Here is a 25,185-nt window from a genome sequence, read left to right as displayed (position 1 = left end):
AAGGCTTGATGCAAGGCATCCGGGAAGGTCCTATGCAGATACCAGGACAACAAAAAATACCTGCGCCGGTTACGTCGGCAGCAGTAGCCAAGGGCTGGCGAGGACAGTTCAATTTGCTGCGCTGGTTTTCCCTGGGCAGCTTTTTCATCATCGCCGCCGTGGCGCTGGGGTTGGGCTACATTTCCACGCGCTTTGTGGTCGAGGAGAGCATCGAGCGCGATTCGATGCTGACCGCGCAGTTCATCCAGGCCATTGGTGATGCCGAAATTCGCCATGCCGCAATTGCCCCGAACAGAACCATGGGTGAAATGCTCGACCCGCGCCAGGACAACGCCTATCCCGACGTGAACCCAGCCTCCCGCGCGGCTTCGCGCATTGAGTTTCTCGATCATGTGAAGCATCTGCCGGACATTCTGTTGGCCACGGTGTACGCCCTGGATCGTACCGTCGTCTGGTCGACCAATCCGGAGCTGATTGGCGTGCGCATCGTAGATGACGAAGAACTGGACGAATCTTTCGAAATGAAGGAACCGGTGTCCACCAGCTACCACGAAATCAATGAGGAGCGTCCCGAGCAGAGGCTGCTGCGTGAGCCTGAATACCTGTTCATCGAGAACTACATCCCGATGTTCAATGCCGACAAGAGCAAAGTGATCGCCATGGTGGAGATCTACAAGGAACCCGTAGACCTGGTGGAACGTATCCAGCGCGGTTTCAGGTCGATCTGGCTGGCAACCTTCCTCGGGGGTCTGGCCATCTACCTCGGGCTGTTCTGGATTGTGCGGCGTGCGGCAAGGCTGCTGCAGAGCCAGCAAAAACAACTGATCAACAATGAGACTTTTGTCGCGCTGGGGGAAATGTCCTCGGCAGTGGCTCACAGCTTGCGTAATCCGTTGGCCAACATTCGTTCCAGTGCCGAACTGGCTCAGGAAATCGCCAGCCAGAACGCGCAGAAGAACATCGGCGACATCATCAGTCAGGTCGATCGCATGTCGCGCTGGGTTCGCGAGTTGCTGGTGTCATTGCGACCCATGAACGACGACTACGAAACGGTAGACCTGGTGCTGGTCATCGACGACACGCTGAGTGCGTTCGACGCGCTGATTAAACGCTTCGACGTCGACGTGCGTTTCACGCCTCGCAGTTGTCCGCCAGTCGTCAGCCAACAGGTGCTGCTCACGCAAATCCTTAATAGCCTGTTTTCCAATGCCCTGGAAGCCATGCCCAAGGGCGGCGTGCTGAGTATCGATATCGAAACGCCGCAGCCCGGGATGGTGCGCATGACCCTGAGCGATACCGGCAAGGGCATGAACCCACAGCAACAACAAATGGCCTTCAAGCCGTTTTTTACCACCAAACAAGGAGGGTTGGGCGTGGGCTTGGCCTTGGTCAAAAGAATAATGGAGCGTTTCGAAGGCTCGGTCGAATTGACCAGCCGCGAGCAGGAAGGAACCCGCGTCTGTCTCATTTTTAAAGTGGCAACGGGAGGGGAATATGGAGCACAGCATTCTGCTGGTCGAGGATGACGAACTCCTCGCCGAGAATATTCAGACCTACCTGGAGCGCAAGGACTTCGAGGTGACGGTCTGCCACTCGGCTGAGGATGCACTGAAGCAATTGGGCACTTTCGTCCCTGACGTGGTGCTGACCGATAACTCGCTGCCAGGCATGAGCGGTCACGACCTGATCCAGAAGCTGCGCATCAGCGCGCCGGATCTGAAAGTGATCATGATGACCGGCTACGGCAATGTCGAAGACGCCGTGGTGGCGATGAAAGAGGGCGCTTTCCATTACGTCACCAAACCGGTGGCCTTGCCGGAGCTCAAGCTGCTGCTGGACAAGGCCCTGGCCACCGACCGAATGGAACGCACGCTGTCGTTCTATCAGGAGCGCGAAGCGCAGAAGTCAGGGGTGCAGGCATTGATTGGCGAATCGGCACCGATGCAGTACCTGAAAAGCACCATTGGCCAGTTACTCGACGCCGAACGGCGCATGGCCAATACCGATTTGCCGCCGGTGTTGGTGGAAGGCGAGACCGGCACTGGCAAGGAACTGGTGGCCCGTGCGTTGCACTTCGATGGCCCGCGCGCCAAAGGCCCGTTTATTGAATTCAACTGCGCCTCTATTCCTTCCAATCTGGTGGAGTCGGAACTGTTCGGCCATGAGAAGGGCGCCTTCACCGACGCCAAGGACCGCCGCGTCGGGCTGGTGGAAGCGGCCGATGGCGGAACGCTGTTTCTCGATGAAGTCGGTGAGATGGACCTGTTGCTGCAAGCCAAATTGCTGAAGCTGCTGGAGGACCGGACCATCCGCCGGGTTGGCTCGGTGAAGGAGCGCAAGGTCGATTTGCGGGTGATCAGCGCCACCAACTGCAACCTCGAACAAATGGTCCAGCAGGGCAAGTTCCGCCGCGACCTGTTCTTCCGTTTGCGGATCATCTCGATCAAGGTGCCGCGCCTGTATGCCCGTGGCGAAGACATCCTGTTGCTGGCCCGGCACTTCCTGGCGATCCACGGCAAACGTTATGGCAAACCGAACTTGCATTTCAGCGACCAGGCCGAAGCGTTGATGCTCAGTTACAGCTGGCCGGGCAATGTGCGCGAGTTGCGCAATATGCTTGAGCAAACCGTGCTGCTGGCCCAGAGCGATACCATCGCCGCGCATCAGTTGAATGTGTGCCTGAGCCTGGTGGATGAGCCGCTGATGTTTCAACAAGAGCCGCAACACAGCGAGCCGCGTCCGGGCTACAACGGCACCGAGTCCATGAACCTGCCGGAAGTGGAGCGCGACATGGTGCGCAAGATGCTCGACAAGACCGACTGGAACGTCACCAAGTCCGCACGACTGCTGGGCCTGAGCCGCGACATGCTGCGTTACCGGATCGAAAAACTTGGCCTCGCGCGCCCGGACAGACGCCAGTGGTAGGCCTATTGCATCAATGGCCCCTGACGGCTGAGGCACGCGAACAGGCACGTGGGGTCGAGGACTTCTTCGTTCACGTAGACACCGCGTTCCTGATCGTAAGAGCGGATGAACACGCGCACAGCGGCATCCGCTACCGTCGGCAATCTTGAGTCGTAGAACTCATGCTGGCTCGAAATGGGGATGAAATCCTGAGGGGCGGTCGGGATGTAGGACCCGGGGGGCACCGTGCTCAGGGACGGAGGCACGGGGTGAGCGAAGGGTTGGTCGGCCCCGTAATAGCTGAACTCACTGCTGTAATCGCTAGTGAAAGGCAGGCTGTCGTCCGCGTGAGCACCGGTTGTGGCGGTCAGGCAGAGGGCGAACCGTAGCGTCAAATCGGTTTTTTTCATGGCGACACCTGCGAAATCGGTTTTCCCGCATTTCCCCAAGGTCATTAACTATAGCTGCCGTACGAGCGCGTGTTCGCGATGCCCGGATTACAAGATTTGAACAAAGACTCGATGGGGTTTTTCGAAACCCTGATCTAGACTCGTGCCGGTCAATCAAGACCCCAGTCTGGAGCGCGCAATGGAAATGCCGACAAAAGAAAAAGCCATCGCCAGCAACCGCGATGCCTGGAATGACTCCGCCCGACACCACAAAGACACCCCCGAATGGCAGGCCCGTTTGACAGCTGTTGGTTATGGGGATTTTTGCTGCCTGGACGACACCCTCCGAGGTTTGCTGGAACACGTGGGTGTCGACGGCAAGGACGTCGTCCAATTGGGCTGCAACAACGGGCGCGAAAGTATCTCGCTGTTTGCGTTGGGGGCCCACAGCGTCGTGGGCGTCGACCAGTCCGAGGCCTTCCTCGATCAGGCGCGCGAGCTGGCGTCACGCTCACCCCATGCGCCTGAGTTCATCGAGGCGGATATTCATCATCTGCCGCTTGAGCTACACAGCCGTTTCGACGTGGCGCTGATCACCATTGGCGTGTTGAACTGGATGCCGGACATCGCCGAATTCTTGCGCCATGTCGCACAAACCCTCAAGCCCGGTGGCAGCCTGGTGGTGTACGAAACCCACCCTTTCCTGGAAATGTTCGACCCCGAGTCAGCCGATCCGTATCGGCCGGACAGCTCGTACTTTCGCAGTGAACCCTTCGTGCAGGATCAGCCGATCGTCTACGAAGGTAAAGTCGACCAGCCGGCGCCTTCGTCCTACTGGTTTGTCCACACCCTGGGCGCCATCTTCACGGGGGCGATCGACGCCGGATTGCAGATCAGCCACTTCAAGGAATACCCGCATTCCAACCGCGAGGAACTCTATGATCGGTATGAGCAGCAAACCGCGCAGCTGCCGTTGTGTTTTACGTGGGTGGCGGTGAAGCGAGCAGTCGAGTCAGAAGAGACTCTCAGTGAGTCGAGTGATTGATTAAATGACCCGGCTGCGCGCAGAGATCAATGCCAAGGGCATGTACGACCTTTAGAACCGTATCGAAACGTGGTTTTGCACCTGGTGCGAAGGCCTTGTACAGGCTTTCGCGGCCCATACCCGAATCCTTGGCTACTTGTGTCATTCCACGCGCTTTCACCACGTAGCCGATAGCGCGAAGAAATTCTTCGTTGTCGCCGTCTGCGAGCACTTGCGAAAGGTACTCGCTGATGGCTTCGTCACTGTCCAGCAGAGCCGCCATATCGAAAGTAGTCAAAGTCTGGCTCATGTTTAAACCTCCTTTGCCAATTTTTTCGCCCGCCTGATGTCGGCGGTTTGCGAAGATTTGTTGCCACCAGCCAACAGCACAATGACGACGCTATCTCGCATAGTGAAGTAGACCCGATAGCCTGCACCGACGTCCACGCGCATTTCGGAAACGCCATCACCCACCGGTTTGATGTCGCCCAGATTACCCGCAGAGGCACGGTCAATGCGACGAGCGATCGCTAACTTCGCCCGCAAGTCACGAACTGAGGCATGCCATGTCGCGAAGATCATAGTTTGTTGAACAAGATAATTCATTGCTCATATGTATCCATATGGATACAAATGAACAGTCAGACATTTCCTTGGTCATGTATGTTTTTTCCCTAAAGTGTGTGGGCTATGGGGTCTCTGAACCGGCCTATTCGCGGTACTGCTGTCGTCCGCTATCCTTGCTCCACGCTCATCGAACGGTTTTCCCCATGCTTACGGTCCAAGGCGTCTTCAAAAGCTACGCCACTCCCCAGGGCCCATTACCGGTTCTGCAAGGTGTCGACCTCACCTTGAAACCCGGCAGCAGCCTGGCGTTGATGGGTGAGTCGGGCAGTGGCAAAAGCACTTTGCTGCACCTGATTGCCGGGCTGGACAAGGTCGATCGCGGCAGTATCCGCAGCGGCGAACATCGGCTGGAACAGATGAACGAAGGGCAACTGGCGAACTGGCGGCGGACCGAAATCGGCCTGGTGTTTCAGCAGTTCAACCTGATCGGCAGTTTGCGCGTGGAGGACAATCTGGCATTCCAGGCGCGATTGGCGGGGCGCCATGATCCGCGCTGGCAGGCGCTTCTGGTGCAACGTCTGGGCTTGGGGGATTTGCTGCGGCGATATCCGGAACAGCTGTCCGGCGGCCAGCAGCAACGGGTCGCTTTGGGCCGGGCCTTGGCGTCCCGGCCAAAACTGCTGCTGGCCGACGAACCCACTGGCAGCCTCGATGAAGCCACCAGCGATGAGGTCTTGACGCTATTACTGGAGTTGCTCGACGACAGTCCCACCACTTTATTAATGGTCACTCACAGCCCACGGGTTGCCGCGCGGCTTGCAGAAAAAGTGGTGCTCCACGGTGGCCGTCTGGCTGGCGCGGACGAGCGCTGAGGTGCGGGTCTTTCGCGAGACGCTGCGGGCGCTGCTCAGTCATTGGCGGCAGCATCCGGTGCAGTTTTTCAGTGTGCTGACCGGGCTCTGGCTCGCCACCAGTTTGCTGACCGGCGTGCAGGCGCTGAACAGCCAGGCGCGTGAAAGTTATGCCCGGGCCAGTCAGTTAATCGGCGGCGAACCCCAGGCCAGCCTCAGTGCGCCCAGTGGCGCAACCTTCTCCCAACACGTGTTTGTCGACCTGCGCCGTGCGGGTTGGCCGGTGTCGCCGGTCCTGCAAGGTCGAGTGACGCTCAAGGGGCATGACGACCAGCGCTTGCAGCTGATGGGGATCGAGCCGGTGTCGCTGCCCGCGGGTTCCGCAGTGGCCGGGCAGGCGTTGGCGATTGAGCAGATTGTCGAGTTTTTCAGCCCGCCGGGTAGTACCTGGATTTCGCCGCAGACGTTGCAGGCACTGGGTCTGCACGAGGGCGAACGCACGGTGAGTTCCAGTGGACAGAGCTTGCCGCCGCTGCATGCCCAGTCCGATATGGCGCCCGGTGTATTGCTGGTGGACATCGGCTTCGCCCAGCAGATCCTCGGCCTGCCGGATCAACTGTCACGCCTGCTGCTGCCGAAGGATTTCACCACGCCCCTGCCTGATCAATTCAAGGGACAACTGCAGTTCAAGACCAGCGACGAAGAGAACAATTTGTCGCGCCTGACCGAGAGTTTTCACTTAAACCTCGACGCTCTGGGTTTTCTGTCATTCGTGGTCGGCCTGTTCATCGTCCACGCCGCGATCGGCCTGGCGCTGGAACAACGCCGTGGCTTGCTCAGAACCCTGCGTGCCTGTGGCGTCAGTGCGCGAATGCTCATTACCTGTCTGGCAGTTGAACTGGGTGGCTTGGCGTTGATCGGCGGACTGGCCGGGGTCGCCAGCGGCTACCTGCTGGCCAGCGTGCTGTTGCCGGACGTCGCCGCCAGTCTGCGCGGGTTGTACGGCGCCGAAGTGGCGGGGCAGTTGAACCTCAGTCCGTGGTGGTGGCTCAGCGGCGTCGGCCTGAGCCTGTTCGGTGCGTTGTTGGCCGGTGCCAACAGTTTGTTGCGGGCCGCGCGTCTGCCTTTGCTGGCCCTGGCCGATCCGCAAGCCTGGCATCAGGCTCACGCGCGCTGGTTGCGGCGCCAGGGTTGGGTCGCCGTGATTGCCGCGGTAGTCGCGCTGCTGGCGTTGATCTTTGGCGACAGCCTGAGCAGTGGATTCGTGCTGATGGCGGCCCTGTTGATCGGCGCCGCACTGGCGTTGCCGGTGGTACTCAACATTGTGTTGAACCTGGTGCTGCATCGCAGTCGCTCGGTGCTCGGCCAATGGTTCCTCGCCGACTGCCGTCAGCAACTGCCGGCCCTGAGCCTGGCGCTGATGGCGCTGTTGTTGGCACTGGCGGCGAACATTGGTGCGGGCAGCATGACGGCCGGATTTCGCCAGACCTTCAGCGATTGGCTCGAACAACGCCTGACCGCCGAACTGTACGTTAATCCGCAAAATCCGGCCCAGGCCAGAGAGCTGCAAACCTGGCTCAAGCAGCAACCCGGACTCACAGCGGTGCTGCCCAACTGGCAAGTGTCGATCCAGTTGCAAGGCTGGCCTGCGGAAGTCTTCGGCGTGATCGATCACCCGACGTATCGCCAGCATTGGCCGCTGCTGGAAGCCTTAGGCGACAACCCTTGGGACCGACTGGCCAAGGACGATGCACTGATGCTCAGCGAACAACTGGCCCGTCGGCTGAAGGTGCGTCTGGGCGATCACCTGACGATTCCCACACCGAGCGGCGTCTGGTCGCCACGGATCGTCGGCATCTACGCCGATTACGGCAATCCCAAGGGCCACATCCTGGTCAACGTCAACCATCTGCTGCGCGGCTGGCCGCAGCTGACACCGAGCCGTTTCAACCTGCGCATCGACCCGACGTTGATCCCCGCGTTCCTGACCGCGCTGCAAACACGCTTCACGCTGGACGACAGTCGCATCGTTGATCAGGCCCGGCTAAAGGGTTGGTCCACGCAAGTGTTCGAACGCACCTTTTCCGCGACCGCCGCGCTCAACAGCCTGACCCTCTGCGTGGCGGGCGTGGCGCTGTTCATCAGCCTGTTGACCCAAAGTCAGAGCCGCCTCGGACAACTCGCCCCCCTGTGGGCGCTGGGTGTGACTCGCCGGCAATTGATGCTGCTCAATCTCGGGCAGACTTGGTTGCTGGCGGTGCTGACCCTGGTGCTGGCGTTGCCGTTGGGGATCGCGCTGGCGTGGTGCCTGGACACGGTAATCAACGTCCAGGCCTTCGGCTGGCGCTTGCCGCTGCGGGTGTTTCCGATGCAGCTGTTGCAGTTGATGGGGTTGGCGCTGCTGGCGACGTTACTGGCGTCGGCGTGGCCGCTGTACTCGCTGTATCGCTCGCAACCGGCGGATCTGTTGAGGTCCTTTGCTCATGAAGATTAAGGTCGGCGTGTTGCTATTGGCTTTGTTAGGCGGGTGCGATAACTCGGCGCCTGTTGAGAAAGGCTTCGCGGGTCTGGGCAATCAGGCCACCGCGTTTACGCCGGTGGTGCCCGGTCGGGTGTTCAGCTTTCCGGCGGATCACGGTCCTCATGACGGTTTTAGAATTGAATGGTGGTACGTCACCGCCAACCTCAAGGACGATCAGGGGCGCGAGTTCGGCGCGCAGTGGACGTTGTTTCGCAGCGCGCTGAAAGCGACGCCCGAGGTCGCTGGCTGGGGTAATCAAATTATCTGGCTTGGCCACGCGGCCGTGACGTCGGCGACGGTGCATCACGCCGCTGAGCGCTATGCCCGTGGTGGCGTGGGTCAGGCTGGCGTCAGTCTCGCGCCGTTCAACGCGTGGATCGATGATTGGCGTTTCAGCAGTCAGGGTCCCGATCCTTTGGCGGATCTTCAACTCAGCGCCCGGGACAAGAATTTTGGCTATCAACTGCGGCTGACCTCTACGCGTCCTTTGGTGCTTCAGGGAGACAAAGGCTTCAGTCAGAAATCCGAACAAGGGCAGGCGTCGTACTACTACAGCCAGCCGTTTTTTCAGGCCCGCGGCACGCTGGAAATCGACGGAAAAACGTATCAAGTCAGTGGCCCGGCCTGGCTCGACCGTGAGTGGAGCAGCCAACCCCTGACCGCCAACCAGACTGGCTGGGACTGGTTTTCCCTGCATCTGGACAGCGGCGAGCAGCTGATGCTCTACCGCATGCGGCAGAAGGACGGCGCGCCTTATCTCACCGGCACCTGGGTCGACGTTCAGGGCCAGACGCAGTTGCTAAACGCCGCCGACATAAGCCTCACACCGCAAGACAGCGCCACAGTCGCCGGACGTTCGATGCCTGTTCGCTGGTTGATCAAAATCCCCGACAAACACCTCGACATAACGATCAGCGCCCTCAACCCGAATGCGTGGATGGCGTTGCGCATTCCCTATTGGGAAGGGCCGGTGCAATTGAGCGGCAGCCACGGAGGGCAGGGTTATCTGGAAATGACCGGGTATTGAGTCGGAACTCTCGGTTGGGCGACAGCCTCCTAAGTTAAGACACCGGTACACAGGAGCCCGCCATGAGCGACGACCTCAAACCACCTGACCTTGCCTCGTGGCAACGCCTTTTCGACGACAAGGCCTACTGGCAGCAGTCCCCCGACGCCCATTACACCGAACTGCTGCGGGTGGCCGATGACTTGCTGGGGCAGGGCGCCATCGACCTGGAACAGTGGCAAGCCCTGAAAGCCAAGGCCGATCAATCCCATAAAGACTCGCCTGCCGTGAACGTCGCCCATGAGGTTGACGATCCCGAAGCTTGAGGAGAACCCACATGAAACCGACAACCCCCACTGAGCACCCTGACGAACCGCGGCCACCGGGTGAAGTCGAGCGCGACAACGATGCCCTGCGCCCGACCGATCCGACCCGACGCAAGGAAAGCGGCAAGGGCACAGACAGCGGCGAATCCACCGCACAGGAAACGGCAAAAACGCCCTGATCAGCGCCTTTTTCTTATCTGCACAGAGGGCGCTGGCCTGGGGGGCAGCGCTCTTTCCGACCGCCATCAACATCGAAACCTGAAATTCAGAAGAAACTGAAGGATCTGAAAGCAGGGCAGAGCGTTGTGGTGACCTACACCGTTATATTGAAAATGACCCGTCATTACGACAGTTGAGTGTTAGCTCTATATATTTTTGTACAAGTTTTTGTACAAGAATAATCAGTTTTAATGGTCGACTTGGTTAATCTAAGTCGCTTGTTAAAATAGTATTTGGGGCGACATTTAATCAATGTTGTTTCGATAAATTTCATGTTCATATACGCGGACATATTCGAAAACTTCAATTAATATACTTCCCGTTCGCCCAGTGTCAGGGCTCTTTACCAGTGCATGGATTGCCAGGCCATTCCACTGGGCGAACACCTTCTCGACGTGCGATACAATCGCGCCCTGCAGCACATCAAAGTCATCAACCTGAAACTGGCGTCAACGAGTGAGCGGCTTATAAGAATCGAGTGTTGGTTAAGTACGCGGTTGAGGCGCTACTTGAAATGCCGGTTGGAATATAAAAAAAACGGGCGATCTTAAGATCGCCCTTTTTTTTATCCTTTAAATCTGAGCCTGAATTGATTTCGCGGATTGGGGCGCTGACGGCGCGGATGCGTGGGATGCGTGGGATGCGTCGAGGGAGTCGAATCATTAATTGACGCCAGAATAGTGGCTATCTAATATCGCGCCACTATTGTGCTACCACTCTCCATTCGAGGGATCGAACATGTACCCACCCGCCCTCGTGGCGAGGTTGTGCCTGGCGTTGCTGTGCCTTTCTCCGCTAAATCTGGCTCACGCCGCTCCCACCCCCGGTGAAACCGACCTCATCCGCGAACGCCAGGATCGCCTGCTCGAAGAGCAACGTCGGCGTCTCGAAGAGCTCAAGGAATTGCCCGGCAAGGCCGCCAAACCCGCGCAACCGGCAGCCCCCGCCGACACCCGTTGTTTCCCGATCAAGGACATCGAACTCAAAGGCGCCGACAGTCTCTCGGACAGCGAGAAAAATCGCCTGCTCAAGCCTTACATCGGCCAATGCCTGGGCGTTACCCAGCTCAATGAACTGCTGAAAGTCATCACCGACCACTACATCGAAAAAGGCTTGGTCACCAGCCGTGCCTACTTGCCGCAGCAGGATTTGTCCGGCGGGCATTTGAAGGTGCTGGTGGTCGAAGGCAAGCAGAAGGCTTGAAAGTCGCGGAGGGCAGCAAGCTGTCGGACCGCGAGTTGGCCATGGCTTTTCCCGGCAAGACCGGTGACCTGGTCAACCTGCGTGAGATCGAGCAACTGGTCGATCAACTGAACCGCTTGCCGTCGAATCAGGCGCAGATGGAGTTGACGCCGGGCAAGAACGTCGGTGGCAGCGAGGTGTCGGTCAAGAACACCCCGCAAAAGCCGTGGCGTGCCGGGTTGTCCCGCAGCAACGATGGCCAGCGCAGCACCGGCGAGCAGCAGTGGGGGACGACGTTTGATTGGGACAGTCCGTTGGGCTTTGCCGATCAGTTGATGCTGCGTGGTGGCCACGATGCGATGACCGATCACCAGCACACGTCTAACAACGCGATGCTCTATTACAACCTGCCGTGGGGCTGGTGGAACTTCAGTTACACCTACAGCCAGAGCGAGTACCGCTCGCAAGCTCAAGCTAACGGCTTCAACTTCAAGCAGACCGGCGACAGCCAAAACCATCAGCTGCGCGCCGAGCGGGTGATCCATCGCGATGCCGTGAGCAAGACCTCCCTCAGTACCGGTCTCTCTTACCTGCGCACCAACAACTTCATCGAAGACAGCAAGCTCAAGCTGAGCAGCAACCGCCTCAGCGAAATGCAGTACGGCATCAACCACGGTCGACGGGTCGGCAGTGCGTTCGTCAACCTCGACCTCGGTATGCAGCAAGGCATCGGCGCGTTCGACGCCCAGGGCAATGGCCATCCAGGTCCTGGCGAACCGGACGCGCGCTACCGCAAATACACCGCCACCGCGAGTTACCTGCAGCCGTTCAAGGTGTGGGGTGAGTCCTTCAGTTTCACCAGCCTGATGACCGGCCAGCGCAGCGAAGACGTGCTGTTTAGCCCGCAGCGCACCAGCCTCGGCGGGCAGTCGTCGATTCGCGGTTACAAGGACCAGTCCTTGTCCGGTGACAGCGGCGGCTACTGGCGCAACGACCTGCGCTGGAGCCGCCCGGTGACGCTGGAATGGCTACGCCCGGTGTTCGCCGAATACGGCACCAGCCTCGGCTACGACCAGGGCGTGATTCGTGGCGATCGCTACAACGGCGATCAACACGGACGCATGTCCAGCAACTCGGTTGAGCTGTTTGCTCGCGGTCAGCATGTGGCCGCAAGCGTGACGTTCGCCCATTCCCTGGAACGCCCGGACACCCTGACCGAGCGCGAAGCGCCGATCTATTTCCGCGTGGATTTCTTCCTCTAATTACGCCTCTTCGAGACTACCGACATGGACGTTCGCCACTACGCTTTTCTCGTTCGCCAGCCCTCTGCGGATCTGAAAGCCCGAGAACACTTCTGGGGCATGCCCAAGCGTGGGTTGGCGTTCCTGTTGGCCAACGTCATGTTCTGGCAGCCGGTGTGGGCCCAGGCCGAGGGCATCGTCGTGGCGACGCCGGGCACCAGTCTCGGTCAGGCGGGCAATGGCGTGCCGATCGTCAACATCGCCACGCCCAATGGCAGCGGTCTGTCGCATAACCAGTTTCACGATTACAACGTCGGCACCCAGGGTGTGATCCTCAACAACGTCGCCGCGCAAACCGGTGCGACGCAGTTGGGCGGCATCATCATCGGCAACCCCAACCTGACCAACCGGATCGCGGCGCAAACCATCCTCAACGAAGTGGTTGGCGGCAGCCCCAGCCAGTTGCGCGGTTACACCGAAGTGGCGGGGCAGTCGGCGCGGGTGATCGTCGCCAACCCGTATGGCATCAGTTGCAACGGTTGCGGGTTTATCAACACCCCGCGGGTGACGTTGACCACCGGCAAACCGGTATTGGATGGCGCGGGTCGGCTGGATCGTTTTCAGGTCGATCAGGGCAGCGTCTCCATCGACGGGGCCGGATTGAACGCCAACAACGTCGACCGCTTCGAAATCATCACCCGCAGCGCGAAGATCAACGCCGAGATTCAGGCGAACAACCTGACCCTCATCGCCGGTCGCAACGACGTCAACGCCGACAGCCTCAACGCCACGGCCCGCGCCGATGACGGCAGCGCCAAACCGCAACTGGCCATCGATTCCTCGGCCCTCGGTGGCATGTACGCCGGGGCGATCAAACTGGTGGGTACCGAAGCCGGGGTCGGGGTGAAACTTGACGGTAAATTGATTGCCAGCGGCGGCGACATTCAGCTCGATGCCAACGGGCACTTGAGCCTGGTCGACACCTCGGCCACAAACGGCGCAGTCAACGTCAAAGCCGCCAGCCTCGATGCGCGCGGCCCGGTCTACGCCGGCACGGCGCTAAACGTGCAAACCCAAGGCAACCTGAGCAACCAGCAAACCCTCGCCGCCCGTGACAGCATCGCGCTGAGCGCTGGCGGCCAGTTGACCAACAGCGGCGTCATTGAGGCCGGGGTTAATGCCGACACTAGCCGCAATGCCACGGGCGATGTGAGCCTGAGCGCGCAGAACCTCAATAACACTGGCAAGAGCGTGGTGGCTAGCCGCAACCTCACCATCAACACCGCACAGACCTTGAGCAACCAAGGCGGCACGCTCAGCGGGCAAACCACCAGCATTACCGCCGCAACTCTGGACAATCAGAACAACGGGCGAGTGCTGAGCAACAGCGCGTTAAATCTCAATGCCAACCAGGTGCTCAACGCCAAAGGCGTGATCAACAGCACCGGCAGCCTCTCTTCGAACATTGGCCGACTGAGCAACAGCAACGGCGAGCTGAGCAGCCTGGCTGATGTTGTCCTGAACGTAACCTCGCTGGATAACGTCGCCGGCTTGATGACAGCCGGTCGCCTGCTGGACATCACCGCCAGTGGCGGCATCAACAACTTCGGCGGCACCCTGGGGGCGAAACAAGCTCTGACAGTCCGCGCACAAAACCTCGACAACAGCCAACAAGGAAAGCTGAGCAGCGAAGGCCAACTGACCACCCGAGTCAGCGGTCTCCTGAACAACAGGAGTAAAGGGCTGATCCAGGCCAACGGCGCGATGGATGTGCAAGCCACGCGGCTAGACAATCGGAACGGCAAGATATCCGGCCTGAACACCCTAAACGTCAGCAGTAATAACACCGACAACCGCAACGGCGTGATTCGTGCCGATCAGGCGTTGAAGCTGCTGGTCACTGACTTGGACAACCGTGACAAAGGCCGCCTCGAAAGCAAGGCTGCACTGAGCCTGGACGGCCATAAACTGGACAACCGCGATGGTGGCCTGCTGACCGCCACCGGTCCGCTGACCCTCAAGGCCAAAGAAGTCGCCAACGATGGCGGCCGAATTTCCGGCAAGGGTGACATCGAAGCCAATATCGATACCTTGAGCCAGCAGGCTGGCGAACTGGTTGCCGAGGGCAATCTGAAGTTGACCGGCAAGACGCTGGACAACCGTAAAGACGGCCTGGTCGCGTCGCTCAAATCGCTGACGGTCAACGTCGATCAGATCGACAACCGTGGCGGCTCACTGTCCAGCCAGACCGACCTGCACATCACCGGTGCGAACCTGAACAACAGCGACAGCGGCAAAGTGCTCTCTGACACGACGCTGGCGCTGAAGGTCGATCAGATCATCAATCAGACCGCCGGGCTGATTTTCAGCAAAGGCGCGAACACGCTCAGTGGCGTCGGGCTCGACAACTCGGGCGGCAAGATCGTCAGCCAGAACAACCTCGCGTTGACCTTCGACGGCATCAAGAACAACCAGCAGGGGCTGATCAGCAGCGAAGGCACACTGGTGCTCAGCGGCGGCAGTCTGGACAACCGTCTGGGCAAGCTCTCGAGCCTCGAAGCCATGACGCTCAACGTAGCGGCAGCCCTGCAAAACCAGGGTGGTTTGATCGCTTCGCAAAAAGGTCTGACGCTGGCCAGCGCCAGTCTCGATAACAGCGATAAAGGCATCATTAGCGCCAAGGCGGCATCGAACGTCACTACGGGTGAATTCAACAACAGCAAGGGCGGCAGTCTGGCGACTGACGGCACCCTTGGTCTGACCGCCAAACACCTGGAAAACTCGGCCGGGCAAATTGGTAGTCAGCAACAGCTGAATGTTTCGGTCACGAGCCTGGATCAAGACGGCGGTGAGCTGTTCAGCAACAGCGACCTGACCGTCGACCTGAACAATGGCCTGCTGAACAACCAGCGCGGCAACCTCCATACACCGGGTCTGTTGCTGTTGAAAAACCTCAATGAGGTGAACAACAGCGGTGGCGAAATCTCCGGTGCCAAGGCCTACAGCATTAACGCCAAAAGCCTGAATAACGATGACGGCAAACTGCTGAGCAATGAAAAACTCACTCTCGTCATCGACCGCGCACTGAGCAACATCCATGGCCTGATCAAGTCTGCCGGCCTCGCCAGTCGCATTGCGAGCCTGAATAACAACAACGGTGAAATCCGTGGTCGTGGTGAGGTTGATCTGACGGTCACCGATGCCTTCGATAACCAGGCCGGGGTGGTCATCGCCGATGACGGCCTGACCGTGAAAGCCACCAGTCTCGATAACCGTCAGAAGGGTTTGGTGGGGGCGACAAAAGCGCTGAAACTGACCGTCGACAACCTCGATAACCGAAGCGGCGAGTTGTCGAGCAAGGCGGACGTGACGCTGATTGGCCAACAACTCGACAACAGCGACGCCGGCTACATCCTGGCGGGTGGCAACCTGGCACTGACCGTGGACAAGGTTATCAACCGCAACAAAGGCCTGCTGTCCGGCGACGCCGGGTTGACGCTGACCGGGCAAACCCTGGAAAACAACGGTCGGCTGACCACGCTGAACAACCTCACGGTGAACCTCACTTCGGATCTGGACAACAATCAGGGCAGCCTCGTCAGCGAGGGTAAATTGGTGATCAATGCCCAGAGCCTGAGCAACAACGGCGGCACGATTTCCAGCGCCAAGGCGCTCACAATCGATAGCAAAGGCGCAGTCAGCAACCAAGGCGGCAAGCTGCTGACCGACACCACACTGACCCTCACTAGCACCAGCCTGGATAACCAGCAAAAAGGTGCGATCAGCAGCAAAGGCAACTCCAGCATCAGCACCGGCGCGCTCAATAACAGCAACCAAGGAACGATTTACGCAGGCGATCGTCTGGACCTGAGCGCCGGGCAAGTCACCAATACCGGGGGCAGCCTCAACGCGGCCACCGGGCTGATCGCTAACATCACAGGTCTTGATCAGCAGGGTGGCAGGCTGTTCAGCAAAGGCACTTTGAGCCTCGACCTGAACGGCGGGGCGTTGAATAACCAGGACGGTTTCATTAGCGCACCGGGCCAATTGCTGCTGAAAAACCTTGCCAACGTGAACAACCGCAACGGCGAAATCTCCAGCGAAGAGGCCTTCTTACTGGCGGCCAAGCAACTGGACAACAGCGACGGTCAACTGCTCAGCAACCAGAAACTTACCCTGCAAATCGACAATGCGCTGACCTCGGCCAAAGGCAAAATCGCCGCCGCTACCTTGCAGGTTCGTGCCGCGAGCCTCGATACCAGCGCCGGCAAAATGCTCAGCGATGGCGACATGCAAATCACCGTCGACGGTCTGCTGACCAACCAGAACCAGGACCTGACCAGAGGTCTGATTAAAGCGACCGGGCAACTCACTCTCAACAGCAACGGCTTGAACAACCTGGGCGGTAACCTGTTCGGTGGCACCGGCATCAGTATCGATCTGGGCACCGCACCTGCCGACCTGAACAACCAGGATGGCTTGATCAACACCAAAGGCCTCCTGAGCATCGCTCACCTGCGCGACCTGAATAACCAGAAAGGCGAAATCTCCAGCGTCCACAGCTTCAACCTGAGCGGCAACCAACTGGATAATCGCGGCGGCAACCTCATTAGCAATGATCAGCTGACGCTCAACGCCGCCAGTCTGAACAACCAGGGCGGTCTGGTTTCCGGTTGGAACAAACTGGCCGTGACGGGCGGCAGTCTCGATAACAGTCAGGCAGGCGCAGTCTCCAGTCAGTTCGGTAACCTGGACATCAACCTCAGCGGTACGTTGACCAATACCGGCAAGGGCGGCATGGGTGGCAACGGTGACGTCACCATTACCGCTGCCAGCCTCGACAACAGCAATGGCGTTGTCAGCAGTAATGGCAAGCAAACACTGACGATGACCCAAGGCCCGATCAACAACACCGCCGGCGGCGTGATCGAAAGTGGCGACACCCTGGATATCAATGCGTCGAGCCTGTACAACCGCACCGGGAAAATCACTGGCAAAAAAGCCCTGACTTTCACGGGTATTAGCCTGGATAACAGCAACGGCAGCCTGGTCGGCAACGACAGCGTCACCCTCGACTTACTCGGTGCGCTGACCAACACCAACGGTGCGCTCGGTAGCACCGGCCCGCTGGTGATCAAACGTTCCGGCAGCATCGACAACCAAGGCGGCCAGTTGCTTAGTCAAAGCCTGTTAACTCTGTTGACTGGCGATTTGAACAACAGCCAGCACGGCACCGTTTCTGCCAATGGACAACTCGACCTCACCGCCACCGGCAGTGTTCGCAACAGTGCCGATGGTCTGATCTACAGCCGTGATGCCGGTGTTAATTTCAAAGCGGCCTCCCTCAACAATGCTGGCGGTGCGTTGCAAAGCCTGGGCGCAATGACCCTGGACGTGACCGGCGGTGAAATCGATAACCAGAGCGGAAAAATCATTGCTCAAAACGGCGACCTGAACATCACCGCCGCCAATCTCGACAGCCGCAGCGGTGTGCTCTCGAGTCTCAAAGGTTTACTGCAAACCCGCCTCACTGGCGTATTGCGCAACGGCCAGGGCGGCAAGATCGAAGGCCGTCGTCTCGACCTGCAAGCCTTGGGCGGGATCTACAGCGATGGCGGACGTATCGCCGCCAACACTGGCGATATCTTGCTCAACGCTGGCAATGCCGCAGTCGATAACAGCGGCGGCGGGATCTACGCCAAAGGTCTGGTCAAGGTCATTGGCGACTCGCTGAACAACAATGCAGGTCAGATCAGTGGTAACGGGATTAATCTGGGGCTTAACGGCAACCTCAGCAACCGCAGCGGCTTGATCGAAAGCGGCAGTGCTCTGGCCGTTCGTGCCACCAGCGTCGACAACCAGGGCGGCAAACTGCGTGCGCTGGGCAACAGTGGGAAAACCAATTTCCAGATCGGCAGCCTGTTCGATAACCGCAATGGTTTGCTGGAAACGGTCAACACTGACCTGACCCTCGCGACACCGACCTTCCTGAACGCTGGCGGTACCGTGACCCATGTGGGCGTGGGAGAGTTCGACATCTCGACGGCCAACGTCATGAATTCTGGCGGTTCGCTGGTGACGCGTGGCGGGCTAACGCTGAATGCGGACAGCTGGACTAACAGCAGTGTGATTCAGGCGGGGCGACTGCGAGTTAACGTCAATAACTTGATACAGACCGCTGGCGGCCAGTTGCTGGCCTCTGACAGTTTCATCGGCAGCGGGGTCAATTGGTCCAACGAAGGCCTGCTGGCCAGTAACGGCACCTTCAGCCTCGACTTGAGCGGAGCGTATGGCGGAAACGGACGGGTCAGCAGTGTCGGGAACCTGAGGCTTACAGCCTCTCAGATCGACTTGACCGCTGCGGCCAGTATTACTGGCGGCACTACTGCAACCGTCACCAGCCGTGGCAGCCTGACCAACCTGGGGCGGCTCACATCGGCTGACAGTCTGACCGTCAATGCCGCCTCGCTGACCAACAACGGAACCCTCGGTGGTGCCGGCAAGTTGCGCATCAGCAGCAACTCATTGCTCAACCAGAACGGGCTGATTTTCAGTGGTGGCGACATGGCGCTGCGGGTGGGGACGCTCACCAATCGCTACGCGGACATCTATGGCATGGGCAACATCAGCATCGCCCGGGATGACAGCAATGGCTGGAGTTCATCGATCAACAACATCTCGGGGACGATTGAAAGTGTCGGCGACCTCACCATGGCAGCCGGTTACATCGAGAACCGCAAGGACGTGTTCGAGGTGGCCGGTGGCGGGCTGATTTCTGGGGCCATTGGTGTCCAGTGCAAGTCCTGTTCTTCATTTGACGATTACATGCAGCAATACCCAAGCTACTTGGTTTGGGTGGAAAACTATCAATCTGAAATCGTCCGGGACTCGGCTTCGGCGACTTTCACCGCTGGACGAAATCTGCTAGTAAACGGCGGGACCTTCCTTAACAAGGTTTCCACCGTCACTGCCGGCAACGACATGACACTCAACCTTCAGGATTTCACCAGTGAAGGTGCGTCGGTCGGTACTTATAGCGTCAGGAAGTCGTTTGAGATTCCATCCAAAAGTTTGAGTTTCTGGCGCTCAATATTGGATTACAACGCAGCCAATGATCCCCTTTATGATTCTGGCGAACTCGGCTACATCGCCGGTCAAGGGGATTTTGTCCGACCGAACATTCGTTTGTGGAACAGTAACGGTGATGAATCGTATACGCGGGTATTGACCAAGCAAGGAGGAGAGTCGACTCCTTACGTAAAGTTTGGCCCTGTGTGGATCGAGTTCGGGGGAGGAGGGTTCAACGTACCCGCACCTCACTATAACGACGGTGTACGCACCGAGGCGCCTGTCCTCGTCAAAAATGCCGGTTTTTTTGAGAACACCATTACCGAAAGCAGCCCGTCGTCAACCGCCAATGCTGTCGTTCAGGCCGGCGGCAAGGTCTACATCAACGCTACAAAAAACCTGACCAATACCGTGCTTCGTGACGGCTACGCTCCTGGCACCCGGGGACCCCGCGTAGGGTCGACGCAACTTGCCGGGCAAGTCACCCCGACCGTCATCAGCATCAACTCACAGTTGCCGCCGGGCCTGGCCCAGCAACAGGTCAACCCGCTGACGTTGCCCGGCTTCACCCTGCCGACTGGTGACAATGGCCTGTTCCGTCTTAGCGGCAAAGGCGGCACCGAGCAAACGATCGTACCCGGACAGAGCTGGACTATTGGTTCCGTTTCGGCCGGTACCACGGAGCGTTCGGACGGCATGCCTGTCGTGCGTGCCACCGAATTCCAGTTCGACAAGAACGACCCGGTATCCGTCAAAAATCGCGAGCTGGCCCTGGCCAGTCGTCCGTCGGTGAATCTCAACGACAAGACCGCTCAGATCAACGTCAATGCCGCCGCCGGTGACGGTCCGGTCGGTATGTTGTTGCCCAATCGCGGGAACATTTCCTTCGACGTGCCGCGCGTTCAGGGCTTGCCTGACACCAGCGTGCGCTCCAACCCGCACAAGTACCTGATCGAAACCAACCCGGTACTGACCAACCTCAAGCAGTTCATGAGTTCGGACTACCTGTTGGCGAACCTCGGCTACAACCCGGACACCAGCGCCAAACGCCTGGGCGATGGTTTGTTCGAGCAACGCCTGGTCCAGCAGTCGATCGTCGCACGCACCGGCCAGCGCTTCCTCGACGGTCAGACCTCTGACGAAGCGATGTTCAAATACCTGATGAACAACGCCATCGCCAGCAAGGATCAACTGAACTTGTCCATGGGCGTGACGCTGACCTCCCAACAAGTTGCCGCCCTGACCCACGACATTGTCTGGCTCGAAGAGCATGTGGTGAATGGCGAAAAAGTATTGGTGCCGGTGCTTTACCTGGCCCAGGCGAACAATCGTCTGGCACCCAATGGCGCCTTGATCCAGGGAGGTGACGTCAAGCTGATCGCCGGCCAGGACCTGAACAACGCCGGCACCCTGCGCGCCACCAACAACCTTTCGGCCGAGGCCGGCAACGACCTCACCAACACCGGCCTGATCGAGGCGGGTGATCGCCTGACGCTGAAGGCGGGCAACAACATCGTCAACAAATCGGGCGGGATCATTTCCGGTCGCGACGTGACCTTGACGGCGACCAACGGCGATGTGATCAACCAGCGTGACGTGACCGGTGTTGATGTCCGTCGGGGTGGAAGTCTGCTGCATCGCGATTATCTCGATAACGCGGCACGGATCGAGGCGGCCAATGACCTGAGCATTAATGCCGGTCGAGACATCAACAACATCGGTGGCGTTTTGCAAAGCGGGCGTGATCTTGAGCTCATCGCCGATCGTGACGTCAACATCACCTCGGTCCAGGATCGCAGCACCAATGCGCGTGGCAGCCATTTTCTCAACCAGACCATTACCCAGAATGCTGCTGAGGTGACGTCTGGCCGGGATCTAACCATCCGTGCCGACCGCAACATCACCGCCATTGCCAGTCGGTTGGATGCCAAACTCGATGTTGAATTGAGCGCGGGCAATGACATTCTCCTGGCCTCTGCGGCCAACGAGAGCGATTACGTATCTCGCAGCAAGAAAAGGGCGCAGGAGAGCCACAGCATCAGCCAACAGGCCACAGTGCTGAACTCAGGGCGGGATATTGCGATTTATGCGGGCAATGATCTGGGCATTATCGCCAGCCGAATCAAGGCCCAGGAGGACATCAGTCTCGGTGCTGAGCAGGACATCATTGTCGCTTCAGCCAAAAATGAAAACTCTTCTTACTACTACAAGAAGAAAAATGGTTCTTTCGGGCGCAGTAAAACCACTCAGAGCGAGAGCTACGACAGCTCTAACGTCGCTTCGGTCATCGACGCAGGCCAGGATCTGACCGTCAACACCAGAAAAGACGAAGACGGCAGTGTCAGTCTCAACGGAGGGCGCAATGTCACTATCATCGGCAGTCAACTGAAGGCCGGTGATGATTTGGTAGTGGGTGCCACGAATGACGTCTCGATACTTTCAGGTATCGAAGAAAGCGGCTCCTACAACAAAAAAACCAAAACAGGGTTGTTCGGGATGTCGTCGAGCGGCAGCAGCCAGCTCAAGACCAACCTTACCCAAGTCGGTAGCGAGCTCACTGCCGGTAATGATGCAGTCATCATTGGTGGCCGTGATGTGAATTTGAATGCCAGTGTCATCAACGCCGACCAACAATGCAGAACTGCATGCCGGACTGTTGGATAAAACCGGTGACATCAATCTCTCTTCCGCTGACAACGAAGCCTACAGTCGTGCCGAAGAGTTCAAGAAAAAGCTTGGTTTATCGCTCAAAGACACTGTAGGTCTGTTCGCGGGCACACCGGGCGCGGGCGCTGACATCACGCTGAATGCTTCGCACAAGGGCGGACGCGAAGTCGTCAATTCCACCAGTGTTGGCAGTCAGATCAATGCCGGCAACGACGCCATTTTGAAAGCCACTCGGGATATCAACATCATCGGCAGCGGTATCAACGCCGGTCACGACGCGAACATTGATGCGGGCCGTGATGTGAACGTAGTGGCGAGTACCGATCAGCAGCGCAGCAGCAGTTGGGAAACTGATAAGAGCTACGGCATCAAGCAAACAATCGATAACAATGGGTTCAGCACGTTTGTTGGTAATGAAACCATTAAGCACGGGGTCGACAGCAGCGGTCACACCGCAGCAGGTAGCTCGATCTCTGCCGGGCAAAACCTGAAGGTCAACGCTGGTCGCGACGTTAATCTGCAGGGCTCGGACTTGCAGTCGGGTATCGATCTGAAGTTGAAAGCCGAGCGCGACATCAATATCGACGCCGCAGAGCAGGCCAGTGCAATCACTACCTGGGACAGCGTGAAGCGTAACGGCACCACGACTACGGTTGCCTACAACATTGGTAACACGATCGATGGCCTCAAAGGCACCGGTAAAGGTGAGGATGGGGTTAGCAAAGGATCAAGTGTGTTGAAGGCGGTCGATACCCTCGATCAATTCTTCAGCGGGCCCAAGTTCGATGGCCATGTGGGGGCTTCGAGTACCAGCCAGACTCGGACGCAGACATCTGTTACTAATCGCCCTTCGACTCTTTCGGCGGGCAATGACATCAGTCTGGAAGCCGGCAACAACGTCAGCGTGCACGGGAGTCAGTTTGATTCGGGGCGCAACATCAATATCACGGGTCGCAACATTACGCTCGATGTCGCTCATGGTGCGGAAGGCGGTGACGGAAATCAGACCCAGAGCAAGGGCGGCCTCAAGGGCGGCACAACCGGTGGTTTCAAGCTCGGGGTCGGCATCAGCAATGCCGGAAGCCAGGATGAGTCGACTCAAGGCAACTCCACACCAACACATCTCAATGCTGGTGGCAGCATCAATCTGGATGCCAAAAACGACCTGACACTGATCGGCACCCAAGCCATCGCTGAACGCGATATCAAGCTCAAGGCCGGCAACGACTTGAATATCCTGTCGGCGCAAAATGCGTCGAGCAGTGAAAACAGTCGTCGCAGTTGGGGCGCTGAAGGGGGCGTGATTGCCGGACAGGACGGGTTTGGCTTCTATGGCTCCGTCAACGCCGGTCTTGGTGACCTTAAACGACAGGGTGTTCAGCAGCAAGAAGCCTACCTGTACGCGGGCAATAGCCTGAACTTCGAAAGCGGTCGTGATACCACCATTGCCGGCGCCACATTACGTGGCGACGAAGTGATTGGTGATGTCGGTCGCAACCTCACCGTGACGTCAGTGCCCAACACCGGCAAGGTCGAAGGCAAAGAGTTCGATGCCAGCCTCACCGTGGCCTTCAGCATCGGCGCCACCGTCAGCGGTTCTCTGGGTTATGGCCAGACCACTGGTAAAACCAACTGGGTCGAAAACCAGAGCGTCATTAGCGGCAAAAGCAAAGTCGATATCCGTACCGAGAAACACACCCAACTGGACGGTGCTGTGCTGTCTTCTGACAGCGGCAACCTGAAACTCGACACCGACACGCTGGGTACACGCGACATCATCGGCAAAGACAAAGAGCACGGTTACTACCTCAGTGTCAGTGGCAGTTATGGATCTTCCGGCGGTGCGCAGACCGACAAGCCGAACAAGGGCATGGAAGGTAAGGACAAGAGCAGCTGGGCCGTCGAAGGTTACAACTACAACAAGGATCGCGAGCAGATTGTCCGCGCCACTGTGGGTGCCGGTGACATCATCGTGCGTGACGATAAAGTCACGGGCAAGGACTCGACTGCTGGCCTGAACCGGGATCTGGATAAGGCCTATGAGATCACTCGGGATGATGAACATCGGACGGAATTGTATGTCAGTGATACGTCTTTAAAAGCGGCTTCTGAACCGACCAAGACAGCCAAGGAGTGGGCCACAAGTCTTGTCAATTATGACAAAACTGCATTTTCCAACTTTGAACTGGCGGGCCAAATCATTGGGAATCAACTAGACGCTCTGGAGCATCCAGGCGCGGGCGCAGAAGCAATCGAGGCTGGTGGTGCCGAGATCGCGGCGCAAGCACTATCCGGACTTCTTGAAGCTGGTATTGATCGTGAAGATGCACGCGCACTACTGGAGGATAAGGATTTCCAGAGCAAAGTGCTGTTGCAGTTGAGCTCGTTGGTAGGTCAGGATCCTGGCTCGATTGCTGATGCAAAAGCTGCTCTTGAGCCGATCACTGGTGAAAAAAATATCGTGGTTAAGGGCAAAGCCTTTACCTTGGATCAGCGCATTGTGTATGGCGCTGCCACCATCAGCGAATACATCCAGAATAATCCCGATAAAGCAGAGGCTGTGGAGTACGTTCTAGCTGCTGCTCAAGGTCCCAAGGGATTGATTTTACTAGCGGCCCAAAAAGCGCTAGGTGCTACTTCCGCAGGCCAGGCTATTGCTGAGTATGAAAATACAGCAACGGAGAAAGTTGGGAAGCTGATAGCCGACAGCCTGGATGGGAAAGAGCATAAGCTGAATAACGCAGACGACGCCTGGGTTGTCGGGGGCGGCAAGCTCATGGCTACCCTGCTGATTGGGGCGTCCGTAGCTGGTGGGGCCAAGACTATCAGTGCGGGTAGAAAAATTAGCTTCGAAGGAAATGATAGGGTAAAACTTGATGGCCTGAACGGTCCGAAGGTAGTAAGCAGACCGGGGGCCTTAAATGCTGCAAAGAGAGACTTAGGCATTCCACGCTCACAGCATCCTGATGCCGTTAATCGTGTTCCGATGACTCGAAATGGTGAAAAAATTCTCGGTTCTGACCATAAACCCATTATGACTCGTGAGTACACGTACACACGCCCAGATGGGAGCAAAGTAGTTATTCAAGATCATTCGGCAGGCCATGAGTTTGGCCAGGGTGGTGTTGGAGACCAAGGACCTCACCTCAACGTACGACCACCTGAAAATACCCGCAATGGCACGGTGCCTGGTACTGAAGAGCACTATTATTTTGAATAG

General features: G+C 58.2%; 13 protein-coding genes and 1 pseudogene. 11 read left to right on the top strand and 3 right to left on the bottom strand.

Annotation, left to right across the window (positions count from 1 at the left end):
- The first annotated feature begins 32 nt into the window (after positions 1–32).
- Both ACYZTU_RS18540 and ACYZTU_RS18535 read left to right on the top strand, forming a co-directional pair.
- Positions 33–1,526, top strand: a complete 1,494-nt coding sequence (locus ACYZTU_RS18540) for a sensor histidine kinase (protein ID WP_461964645.1) — start codon at positions 33–35, stop codon at positions 1,524–1,526.
- Positions 1,495–2,925, top strand: a complete 1,431-nt coding sequence (locus ACYZTU_RS18535; RefSeq protein ID WP_449645920.1) for a sigma-54-dependent transcriptional regulator — start codon at positions 1,495–1,497, stop codon at positions 2,923–2,925. The genes ACYZTU_RS18540 and ACYZTU_RS18535 overlap by 32 nt, the downstream gene beginning before the upstream one ends.
- Before the next feature lie 2 nt (positions 2,926–2,927).
- On the opposite strand, the gene ACYZTU_RS18530 is transcribed toward ACYZTU_RS18535, so the two are convergent.
- Positions 2,928–3,314, bottom strand: coding sequence for a hypothetical protein (locus ACYZTU_RS18530; protein WP_461964644.1), 387 nt, complete (start codon positions 3,312–3,314; stop codon positions 2,928–2,930).
- A 178-nt stretch (positions 3,315–3,492) separates the two neighbouring features.
- Here ACYZTU_RS18530 and ACYZTU_RS18525 point away from each other — a divergent pair, with 178 nt between their 5' ends.
- Positions 3,493–4,338 carry a class I SAM-dependent methyltransferase gene (locus ACYZTU_RS18525; protein ID WP_461964643.1) on the top strand — a complete coding sequence of 282 codons (846 nt, stop codon included), beginning with the start codon at positions 3,493–3,495 and terminating at the stop codon, positions 4,336–4,338.
- Here the strand turns inward: ACYZTU_RS18525 and ACYZTU_RS18520 are convergent.
- Positions 4,319–4,627, bottom strand: a complete 309-nt coding sequence (locus ACYZTU_RS18520) for an addiction module antidote protein (RefSeq protein ID WP_449645917.1) — start codon at positions 4,625–4,627, stop codon at positions 4,319–4,321. The genes ACYZTU_RS18525 and ACYZTU_RS18520 overlap by 20 nt on opposite strands.
- A 2-nt stretch (positions 4,628–4,629) precedes the next feature.
- Positions 4,630–4,923: a type II toxin-antitoxin system RelE/ParE family toxin gene (locus tag ACYZTU_RS18515; RefSeq protein ID WP_461964642.1), complete on the bottom strand. Its 294-nt coding sequence runs from the start codon at positions 4,921–4,923 to the stop codon at positions 4,630–4,632.
- A 164-nt stretch (positions 4,924–5,087) separates the two neighbouring features.
- Between ACYZTU_RS18515 and ACYZTU_RS18510 the strand changes: the two genes are divergently transcribed.
- The 8 genes and pseudogenes from ACYZTU_RS18510 to ACYZTU_RS18475 all read left to right on the top strand — a co-directional run bounded on the left by ACYZTU_RS18510 (position 5,088) and on the right by ACYZTU_RS18475 (position 25,185).
- Positions 5,088–5,756, top strand: coding sequence for an ABC transporter ATP-binding protein (locus ACYZTU_RS18510; protein WP_461964641.1), 669 nt, complete (start codon positions 5,088–5,090; stop codon positions 5,754–5,756).
- A 1-nt stretch (position 5,757) separates the two neighbouring features.
- Positions 5,758–8,229, top strand: coding sequence for an ABC transporter permease (locus ACYZTU_RS18505; protein ID WP_461971100.1), 2,472 nt, complete (start codon positions 5,758–5,760; stop codon positions 8,227–8,229).
- Positions 8,219–9,283 carry a lipocalin-like domain-containing protein gene (locus ACYZTU_RS18500; RefSeq protein WP_461964640.1) on the top strand — a complete coding sequence of 355 codons (1,065 nt, stop codon included), beginning with the start codon at positions 8,219–8,221 and terminating at the stop codon, positions 9,281–9,283. Before ACYZTU_RS18505 ends, ACYZTU_RS18500 begins: the two co-directional genes overlap by 11 nt.
- Positions 9,284–9,345: 62 nt before the next feature.
- The gene (locus ACYZTU_RS18495; RefSeq protein ID WP_282381232.1) at positions 9,346–9,588 is read left to right on the top strand and encodes a hypothetical protein; all 243 of its coding nucleotides are present in this window, start codon (positions 9,346–9,348) and stop codon (positions 9,586–9,588) included.
- Positions 9,589–9,599: 11 nt separating this feature from the next.
- Complete coding sequence (locus ACYZTU_RS18490) at positions 9,600–9,767, top strand: hypothetical protein (RefSeq protein WP_170206238.1); 168 nt, start codon at positions 9,600–9,602, stop codon at positions 9,765–9,767.
- A gap of 778 nt (positions 9,768–10,545) precedes the next feature.
- Positions 10,546–12,251 (top strand): annotated as a pseudogene (locus ACYZTU_RS18485) (ShlB/FhaC/HecB family hemolysin secretion/activation protein).
- A gap of 24 nt (positions 12,252–12,275) precedes the next feature.
- Positions 12,276–21,962 carry a two-partner secretion domain-containing protein gene (locus tag ACYZTU_RS18480; RefSeq protein WP_461964639.1) on the top strand — a complete coding sequence of 3,229 codons (9,687 nt, stop codon included), beginning with the start codon at positions 12,276–12,278 and terminating at the stop codon, positions 21,960–21,962.
- Positions 21,904–25,185 carry a hemagglutinin repeat-containing protein gene (locus ACYZTU_RS18475; protein ID WP_461964638.1) on the top strand — a complete coding sequence of 1,094 codons (3,282 nt, stop codon included), beginning with the start codon at positions 21,904–21,906 and terminating at the stop codon, positions 25,183–25,185. Before ACYZTU_RS18480 ends, ACYZTU_RS18475 begins: the two co-directional genes overlap by 59 nt.

It is taken from the genome of Pseudomonas sp. HLT2-19-2 (assembly GCF_054898005.1).
Note: the sequence above shows the minus strand (reverse complement) of the source record. Positions and strands in the feature narration are given on the sequence as shown.